The 19,818-nt window shown below is 60.7% G+C and carries 22 protein-coding genes; 21 read left to right on the top strand and 1 reads right to left on the bottom strand.

Annotated elements, in window-relative coordinates; all coding sequences use genetic code 11:
* The first annotated feature begins 55 nt into the window (after positions 1 to 55).
* The 21 genes from ACM6IV_RS03940 to ACM6IV_RS03840 all read left to right on the top strand — a co-directional run bounded on the left by ACM6IV_RS03940 (position 56) and on the right by ACM6IV_RS03840 (position 19,099).
* Positions 56 to 1,249 (top strand): sensor histidine kinase, encoded by a 1,194-nt coding sequence (locus ACM6IV_RS03940; protein ID WP_414868824.1) that lies wholly within the window; start codon positions 56 to 58, stop codon positions 1,247 to 1,249.
* Between the two features lie 5 nt (positions 1,250 to 1,254).
* On the top strand, positions 1,255 to 2,646 hold the full coding sequence (locus tag ACM6IV_RS03935) for a sigma-54-dependent transcriptional regulator (protein WP_414868805.1): 1,392 nt from the start codon (positions 1,255 to 1,257) through the stop codon (positions 2,644 to 2,646).
* A 128-nt stretch (positions 2,647 to 2,774) separates the two neighbouring features.
* A complete protein-coding gene (gene fliE / locus ACM6IV_RS03930; protein WP_414868804.1) occupies positions 2,775 to 3,104 on the top strand; it encodes a flagellar hook-basal body complex protein FliE in 330 nt (109 codons plus the stop codon).
* Between the two features lie 15 nt (positions 3,105 to 3,119).
* The gene (gene fliF / locus ACM6IV_RS03925; protein WP_414868803.1) at positions 3,120 to 4,907 is read left to right on the top strand and encodes a flagellar basal-body MS-ring/collar protein FliF; all 1,788 of its coding nucleotides are present in this window, start codon (positions 3,120 to 3,122) and stop codon (positions 4,905 to 4,907) included.
* Positions 4,900 to 5,919: a flagellar motor switch protein FliG gene (fliG, locus tag ACM6IV_RS03920; protein ID WP_039761172.1), complete on the top strand. Its 1,020-nt coding sequence runs from the start codon at positions 4,900 to 4,902 to the stop codon at positions 5,917 to 5,919. The genes fliF and fliG overlap by 8 nt, the downstream gene beginning before the upstream one ends.
* A gap of 4 nt (positions 5,920 to 5,923) precedes the next feature.
* The gene (gene fliH, locus ACM6IV_RS03915) at positions 5,924 to 6,730 is read left to right on the top strand and encodes a flagellar assembly protein FliH (protein WP_414868802.1); all 807 of its coding nucleotides are present in this window, start codon (positions 5,924 to 5,926) and stop codon (positions 6,728 to 6,730) included.
* On the top strand, positions 6,720 to 8,078 hold the full coding sequence (fliI, locus tag ACM6IV_RS03910) for a flagellar protein export ATPase FliI (protein ID WP_116254413.1): 1,359 nt from the start codon (positions 6,720 to 6,722) through the stop codon (positions 8,076 to 8,078). Before fliH ends, fliI begins: the two co-directional genes overlap by 11 nt.
* 6 nt (positions 8,079 to 8,084) lie before the next feature.
* Positions 8,085 to 8,534, top strand: coding sequence for a flagellar export protein FliJ (fliJ, locus tag ACM6IV_RS03905; protein ID WP_414868801.1), 450 nt, complete (start codon positions 8,085 to 8,087; stop codon positions 8,532 to 8,534).
* Between the two features lie 190 nt (positions 8,535 to 8,724).
* Positions 8,725 to 9,030 (top strand): STAS domain-containing protein, encoded by a 306-nt coding sequence (locus ACM6IV_RS03900; RefSeq protein WP_414868800.1) that lies wholly within the window; start codon positions 8,725 to 8,727, stop codon positions 9,028 to 9,030.
* A gap of 5 nt (positions 9,031 to 9,035) precedes the next feature.
* Positions 9,036 to 10,739 (top strand): ATP-binding SpoIIE family protein phosphatase, encoded by a 1,704-nt coding sequence (locus ACM6IV_RS03895; protein WP_414868799.1) that lies wholly within the window; start codon positions 9,036 to 9,038, stop codon positions 10,737 to 10,739.
* Between the two features lie 31 nt (positions 10,740 to 10,770).
* The gene (locus ACM6IV_RS03890; protein ID WP_414868798.1) at positions 10,771 to 11,118 is read left to right on the top strand and encodes an Hpt domain-containing protein; all 348 of its coding nucleotides are present in this window, start codon (positions 10,771 to 10,773) and stop codon (positions 11,116 to 11,118) included.
* Positions 11,119 to 11,221: 103 nt separating this feature from the next.
* Positions 11,222 to 12,592, top strand: coding sequence for a flagellar hook-length control protein FliK (locus ACM6IV_RS03885; protein WP_414868797.1), 1,371 nt, complete (start codon positions 11,222 to 11,224; stop codon positions 12,590 to 12,592).
* A 297-nt stretch (positions 12,593 to 12,889) separates the two neighbouring features.
* The gene (gene fliL, locus ACM6IV_RS03880; RefSeq protein ID WP_007920033.1) at positions 12,890 to 13,393 is read left to right on the top strand and encodes a flagellar basal body-associated protein FliL; all 504 of its coding nucleotides are present in this window, start codon (positions 12,890 to 12,892) and stop codon (positions 13,391 to 13,393) included.
* A gap of 9 nt (positions 13,394 to 13,402) precedes the next feature.
* Positions 13,403 to 14,371, top strand: coding sequence for a flagellar motor switch protein FliM (gene fliM, locus ACM6IV_RS03875; RefSeq protein WP_003222890.1), 969 nt, complete (start codon positions 13,403 to 13,405; stop codon positions 14,369 to 14,371).
* Between the two features lie 56 nt (positions 14,372 to 14,427).
* The gene (gene fliN, locus ACM6IV_RS03870) at positions 14,428 to 14,886 is read left to right on the top strand and encodes a flagellar motor switch protein FliN (protein WP_053118377.1); all 459 of its coding nucleotides are present in this window, start codon (positions 14,428 to 14,430) and stop codon (positions 14,884 to 14,886) included.
* Positions 14,887 to 15,339: a flagellar biosynthetic protein FliO gene (gene fliO / locus ACM6IV_RS03865; RefSeq protein ID WP_414868796.1), complete on the top strand. Its 453-nt coding sequence runs from the start codon at positions 14,887 to 14,889 to the stop codon at positions 15,337 to 15,339.
* Positions 15,339 to 16,097, top strand: coding sequence for a flagellar type III secretion system pore protein FliP (gene fliP / locus ACM6IV_RS03860; protein ID WP_007920027.1), 759 nt, complete (start codon positions 15,339 to 15,341; stop codon positions 16,095 to 16,097). The genes fliO and fliP overlap by 1 nt, the downstream gene beginning before the upstream one ends.
* The gene (gene fliQ, locus ACM6IV_RS03855) at positions 16,094 to 16,363 is read left to right on the top strand and encodes a flagellar biosynthesis protein FliQ (RefSeq protein ID WP_007920026.1); all 270 of its coding nucleotides are present in this window, start codon (positions 16,094 to 16,096) and stop codon (positions 16,361 to 16,363) included. Before fliP ends, fliQ begins: the two co-directional genes overlap by 4 nt.
* A 3-nt stretch (positions 16,364 to 16,366) precedes the next feature.
* On the top strand, positions 16,367 to 17,152 hold the full coding sequence (fliR, locus tag ACM6IV_RS03850; protein ID WP_122593412.1) for a flagellar biosynthetic protein FliR: 786 nt from the start codon (positions 16,367 to 16,369) through the stop codon (positions 17,150 to 17,152).
* 3 nt (positions 17,153 to 17,155) lie between these two features.
* Positions 17,156 to 18,295, top strand: coding sequence for a flagellar biosynthesis protein FlhB (gene flhB, locus ACM6IV_RS03845; protein WP_414868795.1), 1,140 nt, complete (start codon positions 17,156 to 17,158; stop codon positions 18,293 to 18,295).
* A 114-nt stretch (positions 18,296 to 18,409) separates the two neighbouring features.
* On the top strand, positions 18,410 to 19,099 hold the full coding sequence (locus ACM6IV_RS03840; RefSeq protein WP_414868794.1) for a hypothetical protein: 690 nt from the start codon (positions 18,410 to 18,412) through the stop codon (positions 19,097 to 19,099).
* A 490-nt stretch (positions 19,100 to 19,589) separates the two neighbouring features.
* Here ACM6IV_RS03840 and ACM6IV_RS03835 read toward each other — a convergent pair.
* Positions 19,590 to 19,818, bottom strand: a 229-nt coding sequence (locus ACM6IV_RS03835) for a DUF6124 family protein (protein ID WP_414868793.1), incomplete at its 5' end; no start/stop codon positions are given.

The following is a 19,818-nucleotide window of genomic DNA, read 5'->3' as shown; positions in this document are numbered from 1 at the left end:
CGTTCCGTTTAACTGACGGTCAGCCAAGCGAGAAAGCACAATGCCCCACGCCCAGATGTCTTCTGCCTCCAGTCCCGAGGGGCAGCCGTCCTCCGTAGAGCAGGCAAGCCGACAAGGCCTGGAGCAGGCATTCGAGCTGTTCAGCCAGATGTCCAGCCGCCTCACGGACTCTTACAGCATGCTTGAAGCGCGGGTGACCGAACTCAAGGGTGAGCTGGCGGTAGTCAGCGCCCAGCGCATGCAGGAGCTGGCGGAAAAAGAGCGCTTGGCCAATCGCCTGCAAAATCTCCTTGATCTGTTGCCCGGTGGCGTCATCGTCATTGACGGTCACGGCATGGTCCGCGAGGCCAATCCGGCAGCCATCGAACTGCTCGGTCTGCCGCTTGAGGGCGAATTGTGGCGCCATGTGATTGCACGCTGCTTCGCCCCGCGTGAAGACGACGGTCATGAAGTTTCCCTGAAAAATGGTCGACGCCTGTCGATTGCCACCCGCTCGCTGGATGCCGAGCCGGGGCAGTTAGTGCTGCTCAATGACCTGACAGAAACCCGTCATTTGCAAGATCAACTGGCGCGCCACGAGCGCTTGTCCTCGCTGGGCCGCATGGTTGCCTCGCTGGCCCATCAGATCCGCACGCCGCTGTCCGCCGCTTTGCTCTACGCCAGTCATTTGACTGAGCAGGAATTGCCGGTCGCCACCCAGCAGCGTTTCGCCGGGCGCCTGAAAGAGCGCCTGCACGAGCTGGAGCATCAGGTGCGCGACATGCTGGTCTTCGCTCGCGGTGAATTGCCGCTGACCGATCGCCTCACCCCGAACACCTTGATGCAGGCGCTGCAAGCGGCGGCGCTGACGCATGTACAGGACGTGCCCATCCGCTGGCAGTGCGACAGTCATGCCGGCGAGCTGCTGTGCAACCGCGACACGCTGGTCGGAGCGCTGTTGAATCTGATCGAAAACGCGATTCAGGCCAGTGCCGGCGACGTGCGCCTGAAAGTGCATTGCTACACCCGTGACAACAACCTGCGCCTGAGCATCAGCGACAGTGGCAGCGGCATCGAGCCTACGGTTCTGGCGCGCCTCGGCGAACCTTTCTTTACCACCAAAGTCACCGGCACCGGCCTCGGCCTGACCGTGGTCAAGGCGGTGGCCCGGGCGCATCAGGGAGAATTGCGCCTGCGTTCGCGAGTCGGGCGCGGCACATGCGCGCAGGTGATCCTGCCGCTGTTTTCCGCGGTACAGGGGGCTGAGTGACTGACATGGGCATCAAGGTTTTGCTGGTCGAGGATGACCGCTCGTTGCGCGAGGCGCTGGCCGATACGTTGTTGCTGGCCGGGCACGATTACCACGCCGTCGGTTGCGCTGAAGACGCGCTGACGGCAGTGGCGCGCGAGGCGTTCAGTCTGGTGGTCAGTGACGTCAACATGCCGGGCATGGACGGTCACCAATTGCTCTCTCTGCTGCGTGCCCGCCAACCGCAATTGCCGGTGTTGCTGATGACGGCGCACGGCGCGGTAGAGCGAGCCGTCGATGCGATGCGTCAGGGCGCGGCGGATTACCTGGTCAAACCCTTTGAACCCAAGGCTTTGCTGGATCTGGTGGCGCGGCATGCGCTGGGCACTATTGGCGCAAGCGACGGCGACGGTCCAGTGGCGGTCGAACCGGCCAGTGCGCAGTTGCTGGAGCTGGCCGCGCGGGTGGCGCGCAGCGATTCCACCGTGCTGATCTCCGGCGAATCCGGCACCGGTAAAGAAGTGCTGGCGCGTTACATTCACCAGCAATCCCATCGCGCCAGCCAGCCGTTCATTGCGATCAACTGCGCGGCGATCCCGGACAACATGCTTGAAGCAACGTTGTTCGGCCATGAAAAGGGTTCGTTCACTGGCGCCATTGCTGCGCAAGCGGGCAAGTTCGAGCAGGCCGACGGCGGCACGCTGTTGCTCGACGAAATCTCGGAAATGCCCCTCGGCCTGCAAGCCAAACTGTTGCGCGTATTGCAGGAGCGCGAGGTCGAGCGCGTCGGCGCGCGCAAACCGATTGCTCTGGATATTCGCGTGGTCGCCACCACCAACCGCGATCTGGCGGGCGAAGTAGCAGCAGGGCGCTTCCGTGAAGACCTTTTTTACCGTCTGTCGGTTTTCCCTCTCGCTTGGCGTCCACTTCGCGAGCGCACTGCCGATATCCTGCCGCTGGCCGAAAGGTTGCTGGCCAAACACGTCAATAAAATGAAGCACGCGGCGGCGAAACTCTCGCCTGACGCGCAAGCGTGCCTGACCGCTTACCCGTGGCCGGGCAATGTGCGTGAGCTGGATAACGCCATTCAGCGTGCGTTGATCTTGCAGCAGGGCGGGTTGATTCAGCCGCAGGATTTCTGTCTGGCCGGCCCCGTGACGTACACCGCGCTGCCCGTCGCCGCGCCGGTGTCAGCGGTGCTTCGCGAGGTGGAAATCGAAGCGGATTCGGCCGGCGCCCTGGGCGATGACCTGCGCCGCCGGGAGTTTCAGATGATCATCGACACCCTGCGCTCTGAGCGTGGACGGCGCAAGGAAGCTGCGGAAAAACTCGGCATCAGCCCGCGTACCCTGCGCTACAAACTGGCGCAAATGCGTGATGCCGGGATGGACGTCGAAGGTTATCTGTTCGCCACCTGAGCTGCGCTGCAAAAAATTGAAAATGCTTTTCTCAAAGGGGTGCCCATGAGCTGGCACCCTTGTTGCTAATACCTGTGTACCCGCCGAGTGAGTGTCAAAAAATTGCGGGCCGCCCAAGAGAGTAGACCATGAGCCAAGGTATTGAATTTAATCGGTTGATGACAGACATGAAGGCCATGAAGCTGGATGCCATGTCTGCGCCGAAATCGACGACCGCTGTCCCTGAACTGGGAGGCAGCAGCTTTTCCGACATGCTCGGTCAGGCGATCAACAAGGTCAGCGATACCCAGCAGGCGTCGACTCAGTTGGCCAACGCATTTGAAGTGGGCAAGAGCGGCGTCGATCTGACGGACGTGATGATCGCTTCGCAAAAAGCCAGCGTGTCGTTCCAGGCTCTGACCCAGGTGCGCAACAAGCTGGTTCAGGCTTATCAAGACATCATGCAGATGCCGGTTTAAGGACGAGATTGAGTCATGGCAGAAGCAGTCGCCGATAACGTTCCGGCCAAGGCCACCCCGATAGACGGCAAACCGCCGCTGTTCGGCCTGTCCTTCCTGGAAAACCTCTCCGAGATGACCATGCTGCGTCAGGTGGGCCTGTTGGTCGGCCTGGCTGCGAGCGTGGCGATTGGCTTTGCCGTGGTGCTGTGGTCGCAGCAGCCGGATTACCGTCCGTTGTACGGCAGCCTTGCCGGCATGGATGCCAAGCAGGTCATGGACACCCTGGCCTCTGCCGACATTCCTTACACCGTCGAACCGAACTCTGGCGCCTTGCTGGTCAAGGCCGATGATCTGTCGCGCGCGCGCCTCAAGCTCGCGGCCGCTGGTGTCACTCCCAGCGACGGCAACATCGGTTTCGAAATCCTCGACAAGGAACAGGGTCTGGGCACCAGCCAGTTCATGGAAGCGACCCGTTACCGTCGTGGCCTCGAAGGTGAACTGGCGCGGACCATTTCCAGCCTGAACAACGTCAAGGGTGCTCGCGTGCACCTGGCGATTCCGAAGAGTTCGGTGTTCGTGCGGGATGAACGCAAGCCAAGCGCTTCGGTACTGGTCGAGCTGTATTCCGGTCGTTCGCTGGAGCCGGGTCAGGTGGTGGCGATCATCAACCTGGTCGCGACTTCCGTGCCTGAGTTGAGCAAATCGCAGATCACCGTCGTCGACCAGAAGGGCAATCTGCTCTCTGATCAGGCGGAGAACTCCGAAATGACCATGGCCGGCAAGCAGTTCGATTACAGCCGCCGTATGGAAAGCATGCTCACCCAGCGCGTGCACAACATTCTGCAACCGGTACTGGGCAACGATCGCTACAAGGCTGAAGTCTCTGCCGACGTCGATTTCAGTGCCGTCGAATCGACTGCCGAGCAGTTCAACCCGGATCAACCGGCGTTGCGCAGCGAGCAGTCGGTCAACGAACAACGCACCGCCAGCAATGGCCCGCAAGGCGTGCCGGGTGCCCTGAGCAACCAGCCACCGTCGCCAGCCTCGGCACCGCAGACCACCGGTGGCGCCGCAGCGCCGGCCGCCATGGTGCAGCCGGGTCAGCCATTGGTGGATGCCAACGGCCAGCAGATCATGGACCCGGCCACCGGCCAGCCAATGCTCGCGCCTTACCCGGCAGACAAGCGTCAACAATCGACCAAGAACTTCGAACTCGACCGTTCCATCAGCCACACCAAACAGCAGCAGGGTCGCCTGAATCGCCTGTCGGTGTCGGTTGTTGTCGATGATCAGGTCAAAATCAACGCCGCCAACGGCGAAACCACCCGAGCACCGTGGAGCGCCGACGAATTGGCGCGCTTCACGCGTCTGGTCCAGGACGCGGTCGGTTTCGACGCCAGCCGTGGCGACAGCGTCAGCGTGATCAACATGCCGTTCTCCGCCGAGCGCGGCGAGGTGATTGCCGATATTCCGTTCTACTCCCAGCCTTGGTTCTGGGACATCGTCAAACAAGTGCTGGGTGTGTTGTTCATCCTGGTGCTGGTGTTTGGTGTGCTGCGTCCGGTGCTCAACAACATCACCGGTGGCGGCAAAGGCAAGGAGCTGGCCGGTCTTGGCAGTGACGTGGAACTCGGTGGCATGGGCGGCCTGGACGGCGACCTGGCCAACGACCGCGTAAGCCTCGGTGGTCCGCAGAGCATTCTGTTGCCGAGCCCGAGCGAGGGTTATGACGCACAGCTGAATGCAATCAAGAGTCTGGTAGCTGAAGACCCGGGTCGCGTGGCTCAGGTCGTAAAAGAGTGGATTAACGCAGATGAGTGATAACCGAGCCGCCGCCGTCAAACTGACCAAGGTCGACAAAGCCGCGATTCTGCTGCTGTCCCTGGGTTCGACCGATGCCGCGCAAGTGCTGCGCCACATGGGCCCGAAAGAGGTTCAGCGTGTGGGTGTGGCCATGGCGCAGATGGGCAACGTCCATCGCGAACAGGTCGAGCAGGTCATGAGCGAGTTCGTCGACATCGTCGGCGACCAGACCAGCCTCGGCGTCGGTTCCGATGACTACGTGCGCAAAATGCTCACCCAGGCACTCGGCGAAGACAAGGCCAACGGCCTGATCGACCGCATCCTGCTTGGTGGCAACACCAGTGGCCTCGACAGCCTGAAATGGATGGAGCCGCGCGCCGTTGCTGACGTGATCCGTTACGAGCACCCGCAGATTCAGGCGATCGTGGTCGCGTACCTCGACCCGGATCAGGCCGGGGAAGTACTCGGTAACTTCGACCACAAGGTGCGTCTGGACATCATCCTGCGCGTCTCGTCGTTGAACACCGTGCAACCGGCAGCCTTGAAAGAACTCAACCAGATTCTCGAGAAGCAGTTCTCCGGCAACTCGAACGCCTCGCGCACCACCCTGGGTGGCATCAAGCGTGCGGCGGACATCATGAACTTCCTCGACAGCTCGATCGAAGGTCAGCTCATGGACTCGATCCGCGAAGTCGACGAAGACCTGTCCGGTCAGATCGAAGACCTCATGTTCGTGTTCAACAACCTCGCCGATGTCGACGACCGCGGTATCCAGGCGTTGCTGCGCGAAGTGTCTTCCGATGTGCTGGTACTGGCCCTCAAGGGTTCGGACGAAGGCGTCAAAGAGAAGATCTTCAAGAACATGTCCAAGCGTGCCGCCGAACTGTTGCGCGACGACCTCGAGGCCAAAGGCCCGGTGCGCGTCAGCGACGTCGAAACCGCGCAGAAGGAAATCCTCACCATTGCCCGTCGTATGGCCGAAGCTGGCGAGATCGTACTCGGCGGCAAAGGTGGCGAGGAAATGATCTAAGCCCATGGACAAGCACGACGACGATGTGACGGATCTGATCCGTGCCCGCGATGTCCGGGGTTTCGAATCCTGGGCCATGCCCAGCTTCGACCCGCCGAAACCGGAACCCGAGCCTGAGCCGGAACCCGAACCGCCGGAAATGGAAGAAGTGCCGCTGGAAGAAGTCCAGCCACTGACTCTGGAAGAACTCGAAAGCATCCGTCAGGAGGCTTACAACGAGGGCTTCGGCATCGGCGAAAAGGAAGGCTTTCACAGCGCCACGCTCAAGGTCCGTCAGGAAGCTGAAGTGGCGCTGGCGGCGAAGCTGGCTAGCCTTGAGCAGTTGATGGCGAACCTGTTCGAGCCGATCGCCGAGCAAGACACGCAGATTGAAAAGTCGCTGGTCGATCTCGTGCAACACATCACCAAACAGGTGATCAAGCGCGAACTGGCCATCGATTCCAGCCAGATCGAACACGTCATGCGCGACGCCCTCAAGCTTTTGCCGCTGGGCGTCGACAACGTACGCCTGTACGTCAATCCGCAGGACTTCGAACAGGCCAAAGCCCTGCGCGAGCGTCATGAGGAAACCTGGCGCATCGTTGAAGACGAAGCGCTGATGCCCGGCGGTTGCCGGGTGGAAACCGAGCACAGCCGCATCGATGCGAGCATCGAAACCCGCGTTGCTCAGGTCATGGCCAAACTGTTCGATCAGTTGCACGAACAGGCTTTGCACCCGGCCGAGGCGGATTTGAGCCTGGATATTCCAGAAGATGTAAAACCGGCGGCCTCACCTGAAGAGCCGCTCGCGGACCAACCCGATGCGCCTTGAACGCACCAGTTTCGCCAAGCGCCTGAGTACTTACGCTGAGGCCACCGAGATTGCCGGCGCGCCGATTCTCGAAGGTCGCCTGCTGCGCATGGTCGGCCTCACCCTTGAAGCCGAAGGCCTGCGCGCCGCCATGGGCACGCGCTGCCTGGTGATCAACGACGACAGCTACCACCCGTCTCAGGTTGAAGCGGAAGTCATGGGCTTTTCCGGCGGCAAGGTGTTCCTGATGCCGGTCGGCAGCGTCGCCGGTATTGCTCCGGGTGCCCGCGTGGTGCCGCTGGCCGAAACCGGGCGCTTGCCGATGGGCATGAGCATGCTCGGGCGCGTCCTTGATGGCGCCGGTCGTGCGCTGGACGGCAAGGGCGGCATGAAGGCCGAAGACTGGGTGCCGATGGACGGCCCGACGATCAACCCGCTCAACCGTGACCCGATCAGCGTGCCGCTGGACGTCGGTATCCGTTGCATCAACGGTTTGCTGACGGTCGGCCGTGGCCAGCGTCTGGGTCTGTTCGCCGGTACCGGTGTCGGTAAATCCGTACTGCTGGGCATGATGACCCGCTTCACCGAGGCCGACATTATCGTCGTTGGCCTGATCGGTGAGCGGGGTCGAGAGGTTAAAGAATTCATCGAGCACATCCTCGGTGAAGAAGGCCTCAAGCGCTCCGTCGTGGTCGCCTCGCCGGCGGACGATGCGCCGCTGATGCGTCTGCGCGCTGCCATGTATTGCACGCGGATCGCCGAGTATTTTCGCGACAAGGGCAAGAACGTCCTGTTGCTGATGGATTCGCTGACCCGTTTCGCCCAGGCCCAGCGGGAAATCGCCCTGGCCATCGGCGAACCGCCGGCGACCAAGGGTTATCCGCCCTCGGTGTTCGCCAAGTTGCCGAAACTGGTCGAGCGTGCCGGTAACGCCGAGAAGGGCGGCGGTTCGATTACCGCGTTCTACACCGTGTTGTCCGAAGGCGATGACCAGCAGGACCCGATTGCCGACTCGGCGCGAGGCGTACTCGACGGCCACATTGTCTTGTCCCGGCGTCTGGCCGAAGAGGGGCACTATCCGGCCATCGACATCGAAGCATCGATCAGCCGGGTGATGCCGGCGGTGGTCTCCCCGGAGCACATGCAGCGCGCGCAATACTTCAAGCAGTTGTGGTCGCGCTATCAGCAGAGCCGCGATCTGATCAGCGTCGGCGCCTACGTCGCCGGCGGCGACCGCGAGACCGATCTGGCGATCTCTTTGCAGCCGCAGTTGGTCCGCTACCAGCGTCAGGGCCTCAACGACAAAATCAACATGGGTGAAAGCCAGGCCTATCTCGAGACCTTGTTCGCCCCGGCGGCGGGCGGGTAACCGGCCATGGCCGTCAGCCGCGCTGCACGCCTGGCACCGGTGGTGGACATGGCCGAAAAGGCCGAGAAAGCCGCCGTGCAACGGCTGGGCTATTTTCAGGGCCAGGTGAAGGTTGCGGAAAGCAAACTGGCCGACCTCAATGCCTTTCGTCTGGATTACTCGCAGCAATGGATCGTGCGCGGCAGCACCGGCGTGACCGGGCAATGGCTGCTCGGTTTTCAGGGCTTTCTGGCGCAGCTCGACACTGCGGTTGATCAGCAGCGGCAGAGCTTGGTCTGGCACCAGAACAAGCTCGACAAGGCTCGCGAGGAATGGCAACAGGCATTCGCCAAGGTCGAGGGTTTGCGCAAACTGGTACAGCGCTATCGCGAAGAAGCGCAACGCCTCGAAGACAAGCGCGAACAGAAGCTGCTTGATGAGTTGTCGCAGCGGTTACCGCGGCAGAATCCGTTCTAAACCGCGCCGCTAAACCCTGTGGGAGCGAGCCTGCTCGCGAAGGCAATCGCTCAGTTGACTGAATTGTTGACTGATACGACGCCTTCGCGAGCAAGCTCGCTCCCACATTTGGTTCTGTGATGCGCCTTGCTGCAACCCTGTGCAGGTGCTAAACCTTGTACAGGTTCGTCAATGACAAGGAAGCCAGTTAATGTCAGTCGTTACAGAAGTCTCTCAAGATGGGAAAAAGCTGACGATATCGATCGAGGGGCGATTCGATTTCGGTCGGCATCAGGAGTTTCGCGAGTCCTATGAGCGACTCCACGAGAAGCCTGAATCCATAGTCGTGGATCTGAAGAAGGCCACTTACCTCGACAGCTCGGCGCTGGGCATGCTGCTCCTGCTGCGAGACCACGCCGGTGGGGACGAGTCGGATATCCGCGTCGTCAACAGCAGTTCCGATGTGAAGAAAATCCTCGCGATTTCCAATTTCGACAAACTCTTCGACATCAGTTGACGCCCATGCTGGCGCAAGAGCCGCTGATTATCCTGATCGCTGAAGACAGCGCCGCCGACCGGCTGCTGTTGTCGACCATCGTCCGTCGCCAGGGCCATCAGGTGCTGACAGCGGCTAATGGCGCCGAAGCGGTCGAAACTTTTCAGCAACAACAACCCGATCTGGTGCTGATGGACGCGATGATGCCAGTCATGGATGGCTTCGAGGCGGCACGGCGGATCAAGGCGCTGGCGGGCGAGACGCTGGTGCCGATTATTTTTCTCACGTCGCTGACTGAAAGCGAGGCGCTGGCTCGATGTCTGGAGGCTGGCGGTGACGACTTTCTGGCGAAGCCTTACAACCAGGTGATCCTCGCCGCCAAAATCAAGGCGATGGATCGCTTGCGCCGCTTGCAGGCAACGGTGTTGCAACAGCGCGACCTGATCGCCAGGCACCATGATTACCTGCTCAACGAACAGCGCGTCGCCAAAGCGGTGTTCGATAAGGTCGCGCACTCCGGCTGCCTGAGTGCGCCGAACATCCGTTACCTGCAATCGCCCTATGCCTTGTTCAACGGTGACCTGCTGTTGGCGGCCTACACGCCGGCGGGTGACATGCATGTGCTGTTAGGCGATTTCACCGGCCATGGCCTGCCGGCAGCGGTCGGTGCGATGCCGCTGGCCGAAGTGTTCTATGGCATGACCGCCAAGGGTTATGGCTTGGCGGAAACGCTGCGCGAGATGAATGCCAAGCTCAAACGCATCCTGCCGGTGGACATGTTCTGCTGTGCGACGCTGCTGTGCCTCAGCTTCCAGCGCCGCTGCGTAGAGGTATGGAATGGCGGCATGCCCGACGGGTATTTGCACCGGATCGCCACGGGCGAGCGTGAACCACTGGCAGCACGGCATTTGCCGTTGGGCGTGCTGAGCGCGCAGGCGTTCGATGACCGTACGGAAGTGCATCCGATGGCCGCCGGTGATCGGGTCTTTCTGTTGTCCGACGGCGTGATCGACACCAGCGATGCCAGTGATCAACTGTTCGGGGTCGAGCGTTTGCAGCAAGTGTTTGCCGCCAATCGCGAGCCGGATCGCTTGTTCGAGGATATCGAGCAGGCGCTGCGGGATTTTCGCGGCGAGGCGCGCGACGATGTCAGCATGGTCGAGGTCAGCCTGCTGGAGCTGGCGCAGGTCAAGCCTTCGGCGCCGGTGTATTCCGACAGCGGTCAGTCGTCCCCGCTCGACTGGTCAGTGAGCTTCGAATTTCGCGGGGCCACGCTCAAGCGCTTCAATCCCTTGCCGTACCTGTTGCAGTTGCTGCTTGAGGTGCATGGGCTGCGGGGACAGAGTGGCGCTTTATACAGCGTGCTGGCCGAGTTGTATTCCAATGCGCTGGAGCACGGCGTGCTGGGGCTGGATTCCGGCCTCAAGCGCGATGCGGCGGGTTTTGCCCGGTATTATCAGCAGCGCAATGATCGGCTGGAGGCGCTACAGGACGGTTTTGTCCGCGTGCATCTGCAGGTGCAGCCACAAGGCGAGGGCGGCCGCCTGGTGATTCGCGTCGAAGACAGCGGCAAGGGTTTTGATGTGGCGCGCATCATGGAGCGGCCGCTGGACGGTGTCCGTTTGTCGGGGCGCGGCGTCAGTCTGGTCCGGCAATTGGGGCATAACGCCAGTTGGTCGGACGAAGGTCGTAGTGCCCGCGTGGAGTTTTCCTGGGAGGTTGAGGCATAATTCGCGCAATTCTTGATCAAGGAGTGAACAAGTGACTGACACACATATCGATCGCGAGGTGCTGAGCGTACTGCGCGAAGTCATGGAAGAGGGGTATCCGGAGCTTCTGGATACCTTTCTGGCCGATTCCGAAAATCGCTTGCACGAGTTGCAAAAGGCCTCGGATGCCAAAGCGTTGTCGGAAGCTGCCCATAGTTTCAAGGGCAGTGCCAGTAACATGGGGGCTGTCCGGTTGGCGGAGCTCTGCCAGGAGCTGGAATCGGGAGCCAAAATCAAAAGCCCCTCGGACATTGCCAGGCTGGTCGCGGACATCACGGGCGAGTTCGCCGAAGTCCGCCCGGTTTACGAAAACGAAAAACACCACGCACACACGCATTGACCCGCCATCCGGCGCTTTTCTCAAGCGCCGGACAAAACTGGCCCGGCACTTGCAGTTATCTGCGCAACTGTACCTACGATCCCAGTGCAGCGGAGACCGTTTCATGCCTGCGACCCCCAACATCCTTCTTCAGAATGCCGCTCAGGCCAAGGCGCAAGCCGCCTCTGCCAAAGCGTCGGCCATGGCCGTAGATACCGGGGATAAAGCCTCCAGCTTCGCCAAAGTGTTCGCCGATCAGGGGTCGAGCAAGCCTGTCGCCACCGCTGACAATTCGCCCAGGTCTTCACGGGACAAGGTCGCTGACAGCAGCGGCAAAAAGGACGTTGGCAAAGATTCGTCTGCCGCTGCGCAACCGGCGGTTGCCGAAAGCGGCAACGACTTGCCTGCCGACAAAACTGCAGCGACCGATGACACCAGCGCCAGCAGCGACGACAACACTGACGCCGCGCAGACTCCGGTGGTGGATGCTGCGCCGGTTGACCCGACACTCGATCCGGCACTGGCAACGGCTGTGCAGCCGGTGGTCACGGCAGCTGTGGTGCAGACGCCGACTGTTGTAGCCACGGCCCAGCCAGACACTGAAACCCTTGCGCTCGCCGCATTGCCGGGTACGGTCAAAGATCCGTCACCGACCACTGACAGTGATTTCGATCCTGCTGCCGATCCCCTCGACTCGATGCCAGCCGTGCGCATGGCCATGGAGCAGGGCGGGCATATTTCCGCTGCCAGCCAGGCACAACCGAAGGCGTCGCCGGCTCAGGCGCAGGCCGACGGCGAATTGACTGCAGCACAGAATTTCGCCGCCGGCATGGCCAGCATGCTCGACGTGCAAGCCGACAAGGACAGCACCAGCCAGGGGGGCGAGAAGGCGTTCAGCGGCTTGATCGACGACGGCCTCAAGGACCTCAAGAACGCGACCAGCGATACCCGCGTGGATGACTTCGCCAACCGTCTGGCGGCACTGACTCAGGCCGCCACGCCAAAAACAGCCAACGCCGTACCGGTGAACCAGCCGATCGCCATGCACCAGAGCGGCTGGACCGAAGAAGTGGTCAACCGCGTCATGTATCTGTCGAGCGCCAATCTGAAGGCGGCGGACATTCAATTGCAGCCGGCTGAGCTAGGGCGTCTGGACATTCGCGTCAACATGGTTCCGGATCAGCAGACGCAAGTGACCTTCATGAGCGCGCATCCAAGTGTGCGTGAAGCGCTGGACGGGCAGATGCATCGTCTGCGCGAAATGTTCAATCAGCAGGGCATGGGGCAGGTCGACGTCAATGTTGCCGACCAGAATCGGGGCTGGCAGGGGCAGCAAGGCCAGGAGCAGGCGCAGCAGGGCCAGAGTGGTCGCACCAGCGCTGCCGGCGGTCGCCTCGATTCGGCGGATGAAGAACCGGCGCCTGCTGCCATTGCTGAAGCCGCTGCGCAAACCACCAGCGTGATCGGCAGCAGCGCAGTCGACTATTACGCCTGATCAAATCAACAGCCCCTCACCCTAGCCCTCTCCCAGAGGGAGAGGGGACTGATTGGGGGATGCTCAGGACGCTCGCCGACCTGATTATTTACGCCGAATCCATAGTCGACTCGGTACTTCAGGTCGACGTACCACGGCAAAATAACTCGGTCGGCTCCCTCTCCCTCCGGGAGAGGGCAGGGGTGAGGGTGCCTTTGACTTTAGCGTTGTCTCCACTACCACCGACACTTCTGGCATAACACTTGCTCTTGCCTTGCCGTGCGACTGTGAAAACCCGATTAGTGACGGATTATTGGCATGGCGAAGAGCGAAACAGCAGCAGTGAAAGACCCCGCAACCAAAGGCAAACTCAAGCTGATCATTGTGATCGTGCTGGCGTTGCTGTTGGCCATTGGTGCATCCGTGGGGGCGACCTGGTTCTTCATGCACAGCGCCCAGAGCAAGCCTGCCGAGGCCGCTGATGCAGCGCCAGTCGGCAAGCAACCGGCGATTTTCGAGCCGATGGCGCCGGCCTTTGTCGCCAACTACAACCAGAACGGCCGTCAGCGCTACATGCAGGTGAGCATCACCATGCTGGCGCGTAATCAGGCCGATCTGGAAGCGCTCAAAGTGCACATGCCGGTGATTCGCAACAATCTGGTGATGCTCTTCTCCGGTCAGGATTTCGCCACACTGGCGACCCCGGTCGGCCAGGAGATGTTGCGCCAAAAGGCCACAGCCAGCGTCCAGGAAGTGGCGCAGAAAGAGCTGGGCAAAGTGGTGATCGAACAGTTGCTTTTCACTAATTTCGTACTGCAGTAGGAACACGACATGGCCGTGCAGGATCTGCTGTCCCAGGATGAAATCGACGCGCTGTTGCATGGCGTCGACGATGGTCTGGTACAGACCGATAACGCTGCCGAACCCGGCAGTGTCAAAAGCTATGACCTGACCAGCCAGGATCGCATCGTCCGTGGACGCATGCCGACGCTGGAAATGATCAACGAGCGTTTCGCCCGCTACACCCGCATCAGCATGTTCAACATGCTGCGCCGCTCGGCGGACGTTGCCGTCGGTGGCGTGCAGGTAATGAAGTTCGGCGAATACGTACACTCGCTGTACGTGCCGACCAGTCTCAACCTGGTCAAGATCAAACCGTTGCGCGGCACCGCGCTGTTCATCCTCGACGCCAAACTGGTGTTCAAACTGGTGGATAACTTCTTCGGCGGCGACGGTCGTCACGCCAAGATCGAAGGGCGTGAATTCACCCCGACCGAACTGCGCGTGGTGCGCATGGTGCTGGAGCAGGCCTTCGTCGATCTGAAGGAAGCCTGGCAGGCGATCATGGAAGTCAATTTCGAGTACATCAACTCGGAAGTGAACCCGGCCATGGCCAACATCGTCGGCCCGAGCGAAGCGATTGTGGTCTCCACGTTCCACATCGAACTCGATGGTGGTGGCGGCGACCTGCACGTGACCATGCCGTACTCGATGATCGAGCCGGTGCGGGAAATGCTCGACGCCGGTTTCCAGTCCGACCTCGACGATCAGGACGAGCGCTGGGTCAACGCGCTGCGTCAGGACGTGCTCGATGTCGATGTGCCGATTGGCGCCACCGTGGCGCGCCGTCAGTTGAAACTGCGCGACATCCTGCACATGCAGCCGGGTGACGTGATCCCGGTGGAAATGCCGGAAGACATGATCATGCGCGCCAACGGCGTGCCGGCCTTCAAGGTCAAGATGGGCTCGCACAAAGGCAACCTCGCGTTGCAGGTGATCGAGCCGATCGAGCGTCGCTGAGGCGGCGCCTTTCACCCCCCGCATTTAACTGAATTGTTGCCCGCCGAGGACACATGATGAACGACGATATGAACGCGCAGGACGATCAGGCACTGGCCGATGAATGGGCTGCGGCCCTGGAAGAAACCGGTGACGCCGGCCAGGCTGACATCGATGCACTGCTGGCCGCTGACGCTGGCGCTGCCAGCTCCAACCGTCTGCCGATGGAAGAGTTCGGCAGTGTGCCGAAAAACAACGATCCAGTGACGCTGGACGGCCCGAACCTGGACGTGATCCTCGACATCCCGGTGTCGATCTCGATGGAAGTGGGCAGTACCGACATCAACATTCGCAACCTGCTGCAACTCAACCAGGGATCGGTGATCGAGCTCGATCGCCTGGCCGGCGAGCCGCTGGACGTGCTGGTCAACGGCACCCTGATTGCGCACGGTGAAGTGGTGGTGGTCAACGAGAAGTTCGGCATCCGCCTGACTGACGTGATCAGCCCAAGCGAACGCATCAAGAAGCTGCGCTGAGTGAAACGGTTTCTCTGGGCATTGCTGGCATTGCCATTGAGTGTGCTGGCCGCCGAGCCGTCGACGACAACCGCAGTGCCTGCGGCCACCGCGCCGATGGTCCACAGCGGTGTGGCCGGGCAACTGACGCAACTGGTGTTCGGCCTGTTGCTGGTGCTGGGGGTGATCTTCTTCCTCGCCTGGCTGTTGCGCCGGGTGCAGCAGGCGGGGCCTGCGGGCAAGGGGCAAGTGATCGAGCTGATCGGTTCGCGCGCCCTCAGTCCGCGTGACCGCTTGCTGCTGGTGCAGGTCGGCAACGAGCAGATTCTGCTCGGCCTCAGCCCCGGTACGATCACCGCGCTGCATGTGCTCAAGGAACCGGTCGAGGTGCCTGCGACCAGTGAAAAAGCGACCCCGGAATTCGCCCAGCATCTGCTGAAGATTCTCGGCAAGGATCAGAAGGATACGAAGTAATGGGTGCGCTACGCATCGTCTTGACGCTGGCCCTGTTGCTGGCCGCGCCACTGGCGTTCGCCGCCGATCCGTTGTCGATCCCGGCGATCACGCTGGGCACCAACGCCGACGGCGCGCAGGAGTATTCGGTCAGTCTGCAGATCCTGCTGATCATGACCGCCCTGAGCTTCATTCCGGCGGCCGTGATTCTGATGACCAGCTTCACCCGGATCATCATCGTCTTCTCGATCCTGCGTCAGGCCCTCGGCCTGCAACAGACGCCGTCGAACCAGATCCTTACCGGCATGGCGCTGTTCCTGACCCTGTTCATCATGGCGCCGGTGTTCGACCGGGTGAACAACGATGCCCTGCAACCGTATCTGGCGGAAAAGCTCACCGCCCAGCAAGCGGTGGAAAAGGCCCAGGTGCCGATCAAGGACTTCATGCTCGCCCAGACGCGCACCAGCGATCTGGAGCTGTTCATGCGCCTGTCCAAACGCACCGACATCGCCACCCCGGATCAGGCGCCGCTGACCATTCTGGTGCCGGCCTTCGTGACTTCCGAACTTAAAACCGCGTTCCAGATCGGCTTCATGATCTTCATTCCGTTCCTGATCATCGACCTGGTTGTGGCCAGTGTGCTGATGGCGATGGGGATGATGATGCTCTCGCCGCTGATCATCTCGCTGCCGTTCAAAATCATGCTGTTCGTGCTGGTCGATGGCTGGGCGCTGATCATCGGCACTCTGGCCAGCAGTTTCGGAGGTGTCTCGCCATGACGCCGGAAGTCGCGGTCGATATCTTTCGTGAAGCGCTGTGGCTGACCACCTTGATGGTGGCGATTCTGGTGGTGCCGAGCCTGCTGGTCGGCTTGCTGGTGGCGATGTTCCAGGCCGCCACGCAGATCAACGAACAGACCCTGAGCTTCCTGCCGCGGCTGCTGGTAATGTTGGTGACCCTGATCGTCGCCGGTCCGTGGATCGTGCAGACGTTCATGGAATACATCATTCAGTTGTACAAAAACATCCCGATGGTCATCGGCTAAGCCATGCAATCGCTGCTTCAGCTGACCGACACCCAGATCAGCACCTGGGTGGCGTCGTTCATGTTGCCGCTGTTTCGTGTCGCCTCGATGCTGATGGTGATGCCGGTGTTCGGCACCACTTTGGTATCGCGCCGGATCCGCCTGTATTTCGCGGTGGCGATTACCGTATGCATCGCGCCGAGCCTGCCGCCGATGCCAGCGGTCAGTCCGCTCGATCTGAGCGGTTTGCTATTGATTGCCGAGCAGATTCTGGTCGGAGCGGTACTCGGGTTTTCCCTGCAACTGTTTTTCCAGGCCTTCGCCGTGGCCGGGCAGATCGTCGCGATCCAGATGGGCATGGGCTTCGCCTCGATGGTCGACCCGGCCAACGGCGTTTCGGTGGCGGTGATCGGGCAGTTCTTCACCATGCTCGTGACGCTGTTGTTCCTGTCAATGAACGGCCATCTGGTGGTGTTCGAAGTCCTCACAGAGAGCTTCACCACACTGCCGGTCGGCGGCGGACTGATGACCGCGCAATACTGGGAGCTGGCCGGCAAACTCGGCTGGGTACTGGGCGCGGCGTTGTTGCTGGTGTTGCCGGCAGTCACCGCGTTGCTGGTGGTCAACATCGCATTTGGCGTGATGACTCGCGCCGCGCCGCAACTGAACATTTTCTCCATCGGTTTTCCGCTGACCCTGGTGCTCGGCCTGTTCATCGTCTGGGTCGGTCTGGCAGACATTCTCAATCAGTATCAGCCGCTGGCCACTGAAGCCTTGCAACTGTTACGCGAACTGGCACGGGCGCGCTGAGTCATGGCAGAGAGCGAAAGCGGTCAGGACAAAACAGAAGACCCCACGGACAAACGCAAAAAAGACTCCCGTGAGAAGGGTGAGATTGCCCGTTCCAAAGAACTCAACACCCTCGCCGTGATGATGGCCGGTGCCGGTGCGTTGCTGGTGTTCGGCGGCATGCTGGCCGAAGACCTGATGGAACTGATGCGCCTGAACTTCACGCTCTCGCGTGAGGTGATCATGGATCAGGGTTCCATGGGCGCGTTTCTGTTGCAGTCGGGGCAGATGGCACTGCTGGCGATCCAGCCAATCATGATCACTCTGTTGCTGGCGGCGCTGATCGGGCCGATTTCCCTTGGTGGCTGGCTGTTCGCGGCCGGCTCCATGGCGCCCAAGTTCAGTCGGATGAACCCGGCAGCGGGCCTGAAGCGGATGTTCTCGTTCAAGGCAGTGGTCGAACTGCTCAAGGCGCTGGCCAAGTTCCTGATCACCTTGGGCGTGGCGTTGGTGGTGTTGTCAGCCGACGTCGATGATTTATTGCGGATCGCCCACGAGCCGCTTGAGATGGCGATCATTCACAGCGTCACGCTGGTCGGCTGGAGTACGTTATGGCTGGCCTGCGGCTTGATCATCATTGCCGCCGTCGACGTACCGGTACAGCTCTGGGAAGCCCACAAGAAACTGCTGATGACCAAGCAGGAAGTGCGCGACGAACATAAGGATCAGGAGGGTCGCCCGGAGGTCAAACAGCGCATCCGCCAGACCCAGCGCGAGATGTCCCAGCGGCGCATGATGGCGGCGATTCCTGACGCCGACGTGGTCATCACCAACCCGACTCACTACGCCGTCGCCCTCAAGTACGACTCGGAGAAGGGCGGGGCGCCTGTACTGCTGGCCAAGGGCAGCGACTTCCTCGCCTTGAAGATCCGCGAAATCGCCGTGGCCAACAATGTCATGCTGCTTGAATCGCCGGGGCTGGCGCGTTCGATCTACTACTCCACTGAGCTGGATCAGGAAATCCCCGGCGGGCTCTACCTGGCGGTTGCCCAGGTCTTGGCCTACGTCTATCAGATCCGCCAGTACCGCGCCGGCAAGGGCAAGCGCCCGGACCCGCTCAAGGACGATTTGCCGATTCCGCCGGATTTGCGTCGCGATACCTGATGGTTGCCGTCTGTCTGAAATCCCTCTGTACCTGTTAGTTCTGACAGTAGACGGCCGGCTTCCACTGAGGTGCCATGGGCTTGGGAATAATCCCGTAGCGCAGAGAGCACAATCATGGTGGAGCGAATCTATAGAAAGCTTGAAGGAATGACGCTGGAGTTTGTTTCAGGGCGACTGGAGGAAAACCCGAAGGAGCGGAGCATCCGTTACACGGCGAGCTTCGACCTGGATCTGGACTTCACCCACTTTGTGCAAATGGCCAATGTTTATATCCCGGGGTATCTGAACAATCCGGTGAATGCCATCAGGCCAGAGCTGGACGGCCTGGCTTACCACTATTCCTACAACTACCTGTTTGATGCCGCCGGACATATTCTCGACAAAAAGGCCTTGTTCGAGCTGTTCACCTCACCACGGTATTACATGGATCAATGGGCGACCGGTCCGGAACTGGCAGTGCGCTATGGCAAGCCGAGGTTTGAAACGGTCGGCGGCAAGTTACGCATCATTGCCAGCAGGGATTTTCGATCGCTGGACGATCACCCAATGATTCAACTTGGTGAGTTGCCGATCATGCGGTTCCATTGGGCGCTCAACCTGTTGGAAGGTCACCTGACCGGACCCGGGATTCACCTTCGAGGTCCTCGCATTCATGCGCCTGTGACGAAGGTCGTGTTCATGTATATGGATGAGGACGAAGTCGAGGTGGAGGGAACGAAGTTGCTGCGAGGGACGCAGTACCTCAATGGCAAGCAACTCAAGTTTGGCGAAATTTCGCCCAAACAGATCCTGATTGCCCAGTGACCGGCGTTTAAACGAAAGATCGCAGCCTTCAGCAGCTCCTGCAGTTGCAATACCAACCTGTATGAACCGCCGAAAACTGCGATCTTTTGATCTTTCTGCCCGCGAGGATGGGGAAGACTAACCCGCATGTTCAAAGCCACCCCAGATCCCCTGTGGGAGCGAGCCAGCTCGCGAATGGGGTTTTCCAGTCGACCTCTCACTGACTGACCCACCGCCTTCGCGAGCAGGCTCGCTCCCACACATCTGGCGCTGTAAACGCAGCCGTGTGACCGACAGAAATCCCCTGTGGGAGCGGGCTTGCTCGCGAAGGGGGTTTTCCAGTCGACATCTCACTGACTGACCCTCCGCCTTCGCGAGCAGGCTCGCTCCTACACATCTGGCGCTGTAAACGCAGTCGTGTGACCGACAGAAATCCTCTGTGGGAGCGGGCTTGCCCACGAAGGCGTCAGCAGGCACACCGCCTCATTCAAGGCTTTGTCACAGATCCTTGTTACTGCGGCAATTCCAGATTATCCATCACCCGATTCACCGCCAGCTCGCCGAGCATGATCAGCTGCGCGATCCCCAACAGCGTCCTGCGTTGCGACGCGGGTACCAGATGGGCGAAGTCATGGGCGATGGTTCTGGCCGAAGCAAGTGTTTCGCTGGCATCGGCCAGCAGTTCCTCGTTTTTGAAGTCGGCGGTGACGGCGTACATCCGGCGGGTTTTGCGTGGCGGT

Source organism: Pseudomonas sp. IT-347P (assembly GCF_949768005.1).
GTDB lineage: Bacteria > Pseudomonadota > Gammaproteobacteria > Pseudomonadales > Pseudomonadaceae > Aquipseudomonas.
The sequence above is the reverse complement of the archived record's forward strand: the minus strand, read 5'-3'. Positions and strand labels throughout refer to the sequence as shown.

Coding starts and splice junctions, on each gene's coding strand:
- ACM6IV_RS03940 (WP_414868824.1), top strand. CDS start 56: ATGTCTTCTGCCTCCAGTCCCGAGGGGCAGCCGTCCTCCGTAGAGCAG.
- ACM6IV_RS03935 (WP_414868805.1), top strand. CDS start 1,255: ATGGGCATCAAGGTTTTGCTGGTCGAGGATGACCGCTCGTTGCGCGAG.
- fliE (WP_414868804.1), top strand. CDS start 2,775: ATGAGCCAAGGTATTGAATTTAATCGGTTGATGACAGACATGAAGGCC.
- fliF (WP_414868803.1), top strand. CDS start 3,120: ATGGCAGAAGCAGTCGCCGATAACGTTCCGGCCAAGGCCACCCCGATA.
- fliG (WP_039761172.1), top strand. CDS start 4,900: ATGAGTGATAACCGAGCCGCCGCCGTCAAACTGACCAAGGTCGACAAA.
- fliH (WP_414868802.1), top strand. CDS start 5,924: ATGGACAAGCACGACGACGATGTGACGGATCTGATCCGTGCCCGCGAT.
- fliI (WP_116254413.1), top strand. CDS start 6,720: ATGCGCCTTGAACGCACCAGTTTCGCCAAGCGCCTGAGTACTTACGCT.
- fliJ (WP_414868801.1), top strand. CDS start 8,085: ATGGCCGTCAGCCGCGCTGCACGCCTGGCACCGGTGGTGGACATGGCC.
- ACM6IV_RS03900 (WP_414868800.1), top strand. CDS start 8,725: ATGTCAGTCGTTACAGAAGTCTCTCAAGATGGGAAAAAGCTGACGATA.
- ACM6IV_RS03895 (WP_414868799.1), top strand. CDS start 9,036: ATGCTGGCGCAAGAGCCGCTGATTATCCTGATCGCTGAAGACAGCGCC.
- ACM6IV_RS03885 (WP_414868797.1), top strand. CDS start 11,222: ATGCCTGCGACCCCCAACATCCTTCTTCAGAATGCCGCTCAGGCCAAG.
- fliL (WP_007920033.1), top strand. CDS start 12,890: ATGGCGAAGAGCGAAACAGCAGCAGTGAAAGACCCCGCAACCAAAGGC.
- fliM (WP_003222890.1), top strand. CDS start 13,403: ATGGCCGTGCAGGATCTGCTGTCCCAGGATGAAATCGACGCGCTGTTG.
- fliN (WP_053118377.1), top strand. CDS start 14,428: ATGAACGACGATATGAACGCGCAGGACGATCAGGCACTGGCCGATGAA.
- fliP (WP_007920027.1), top strand. CDS start 15,339: ATGGGTGCGCTACGCATCGTCTTGACGCTGGCCCTGTTGCTGGCCGCG.
- fliQ (WP_007920026.1), top strand. CDS start 16,094: ATGACGCCGGAAGTCGCGGTCGATATCTTTCGTGAAGCGCTGTGGCTG.
- fliR (WP_122593412.1), top strand. CDS start 16,367: ATGCAATCGCTGCTTCAGCTGACCGACACCCAGATCAGCACCTGGGTG.
- flhB (WP_414868795.1), top strand. CDS start 17,156: ATGGCAGAGAGCGAAAGCGGTCAGGACAAAACAGAAGACCCCACGGAC.
- ACM6IV_RS03840 (WP_414868794.1), top strand. CDS start 18,410: ATGGTGGAGCGAATCTATAGAAAGCTTGAAGGAATGACGCTGGAGTTT.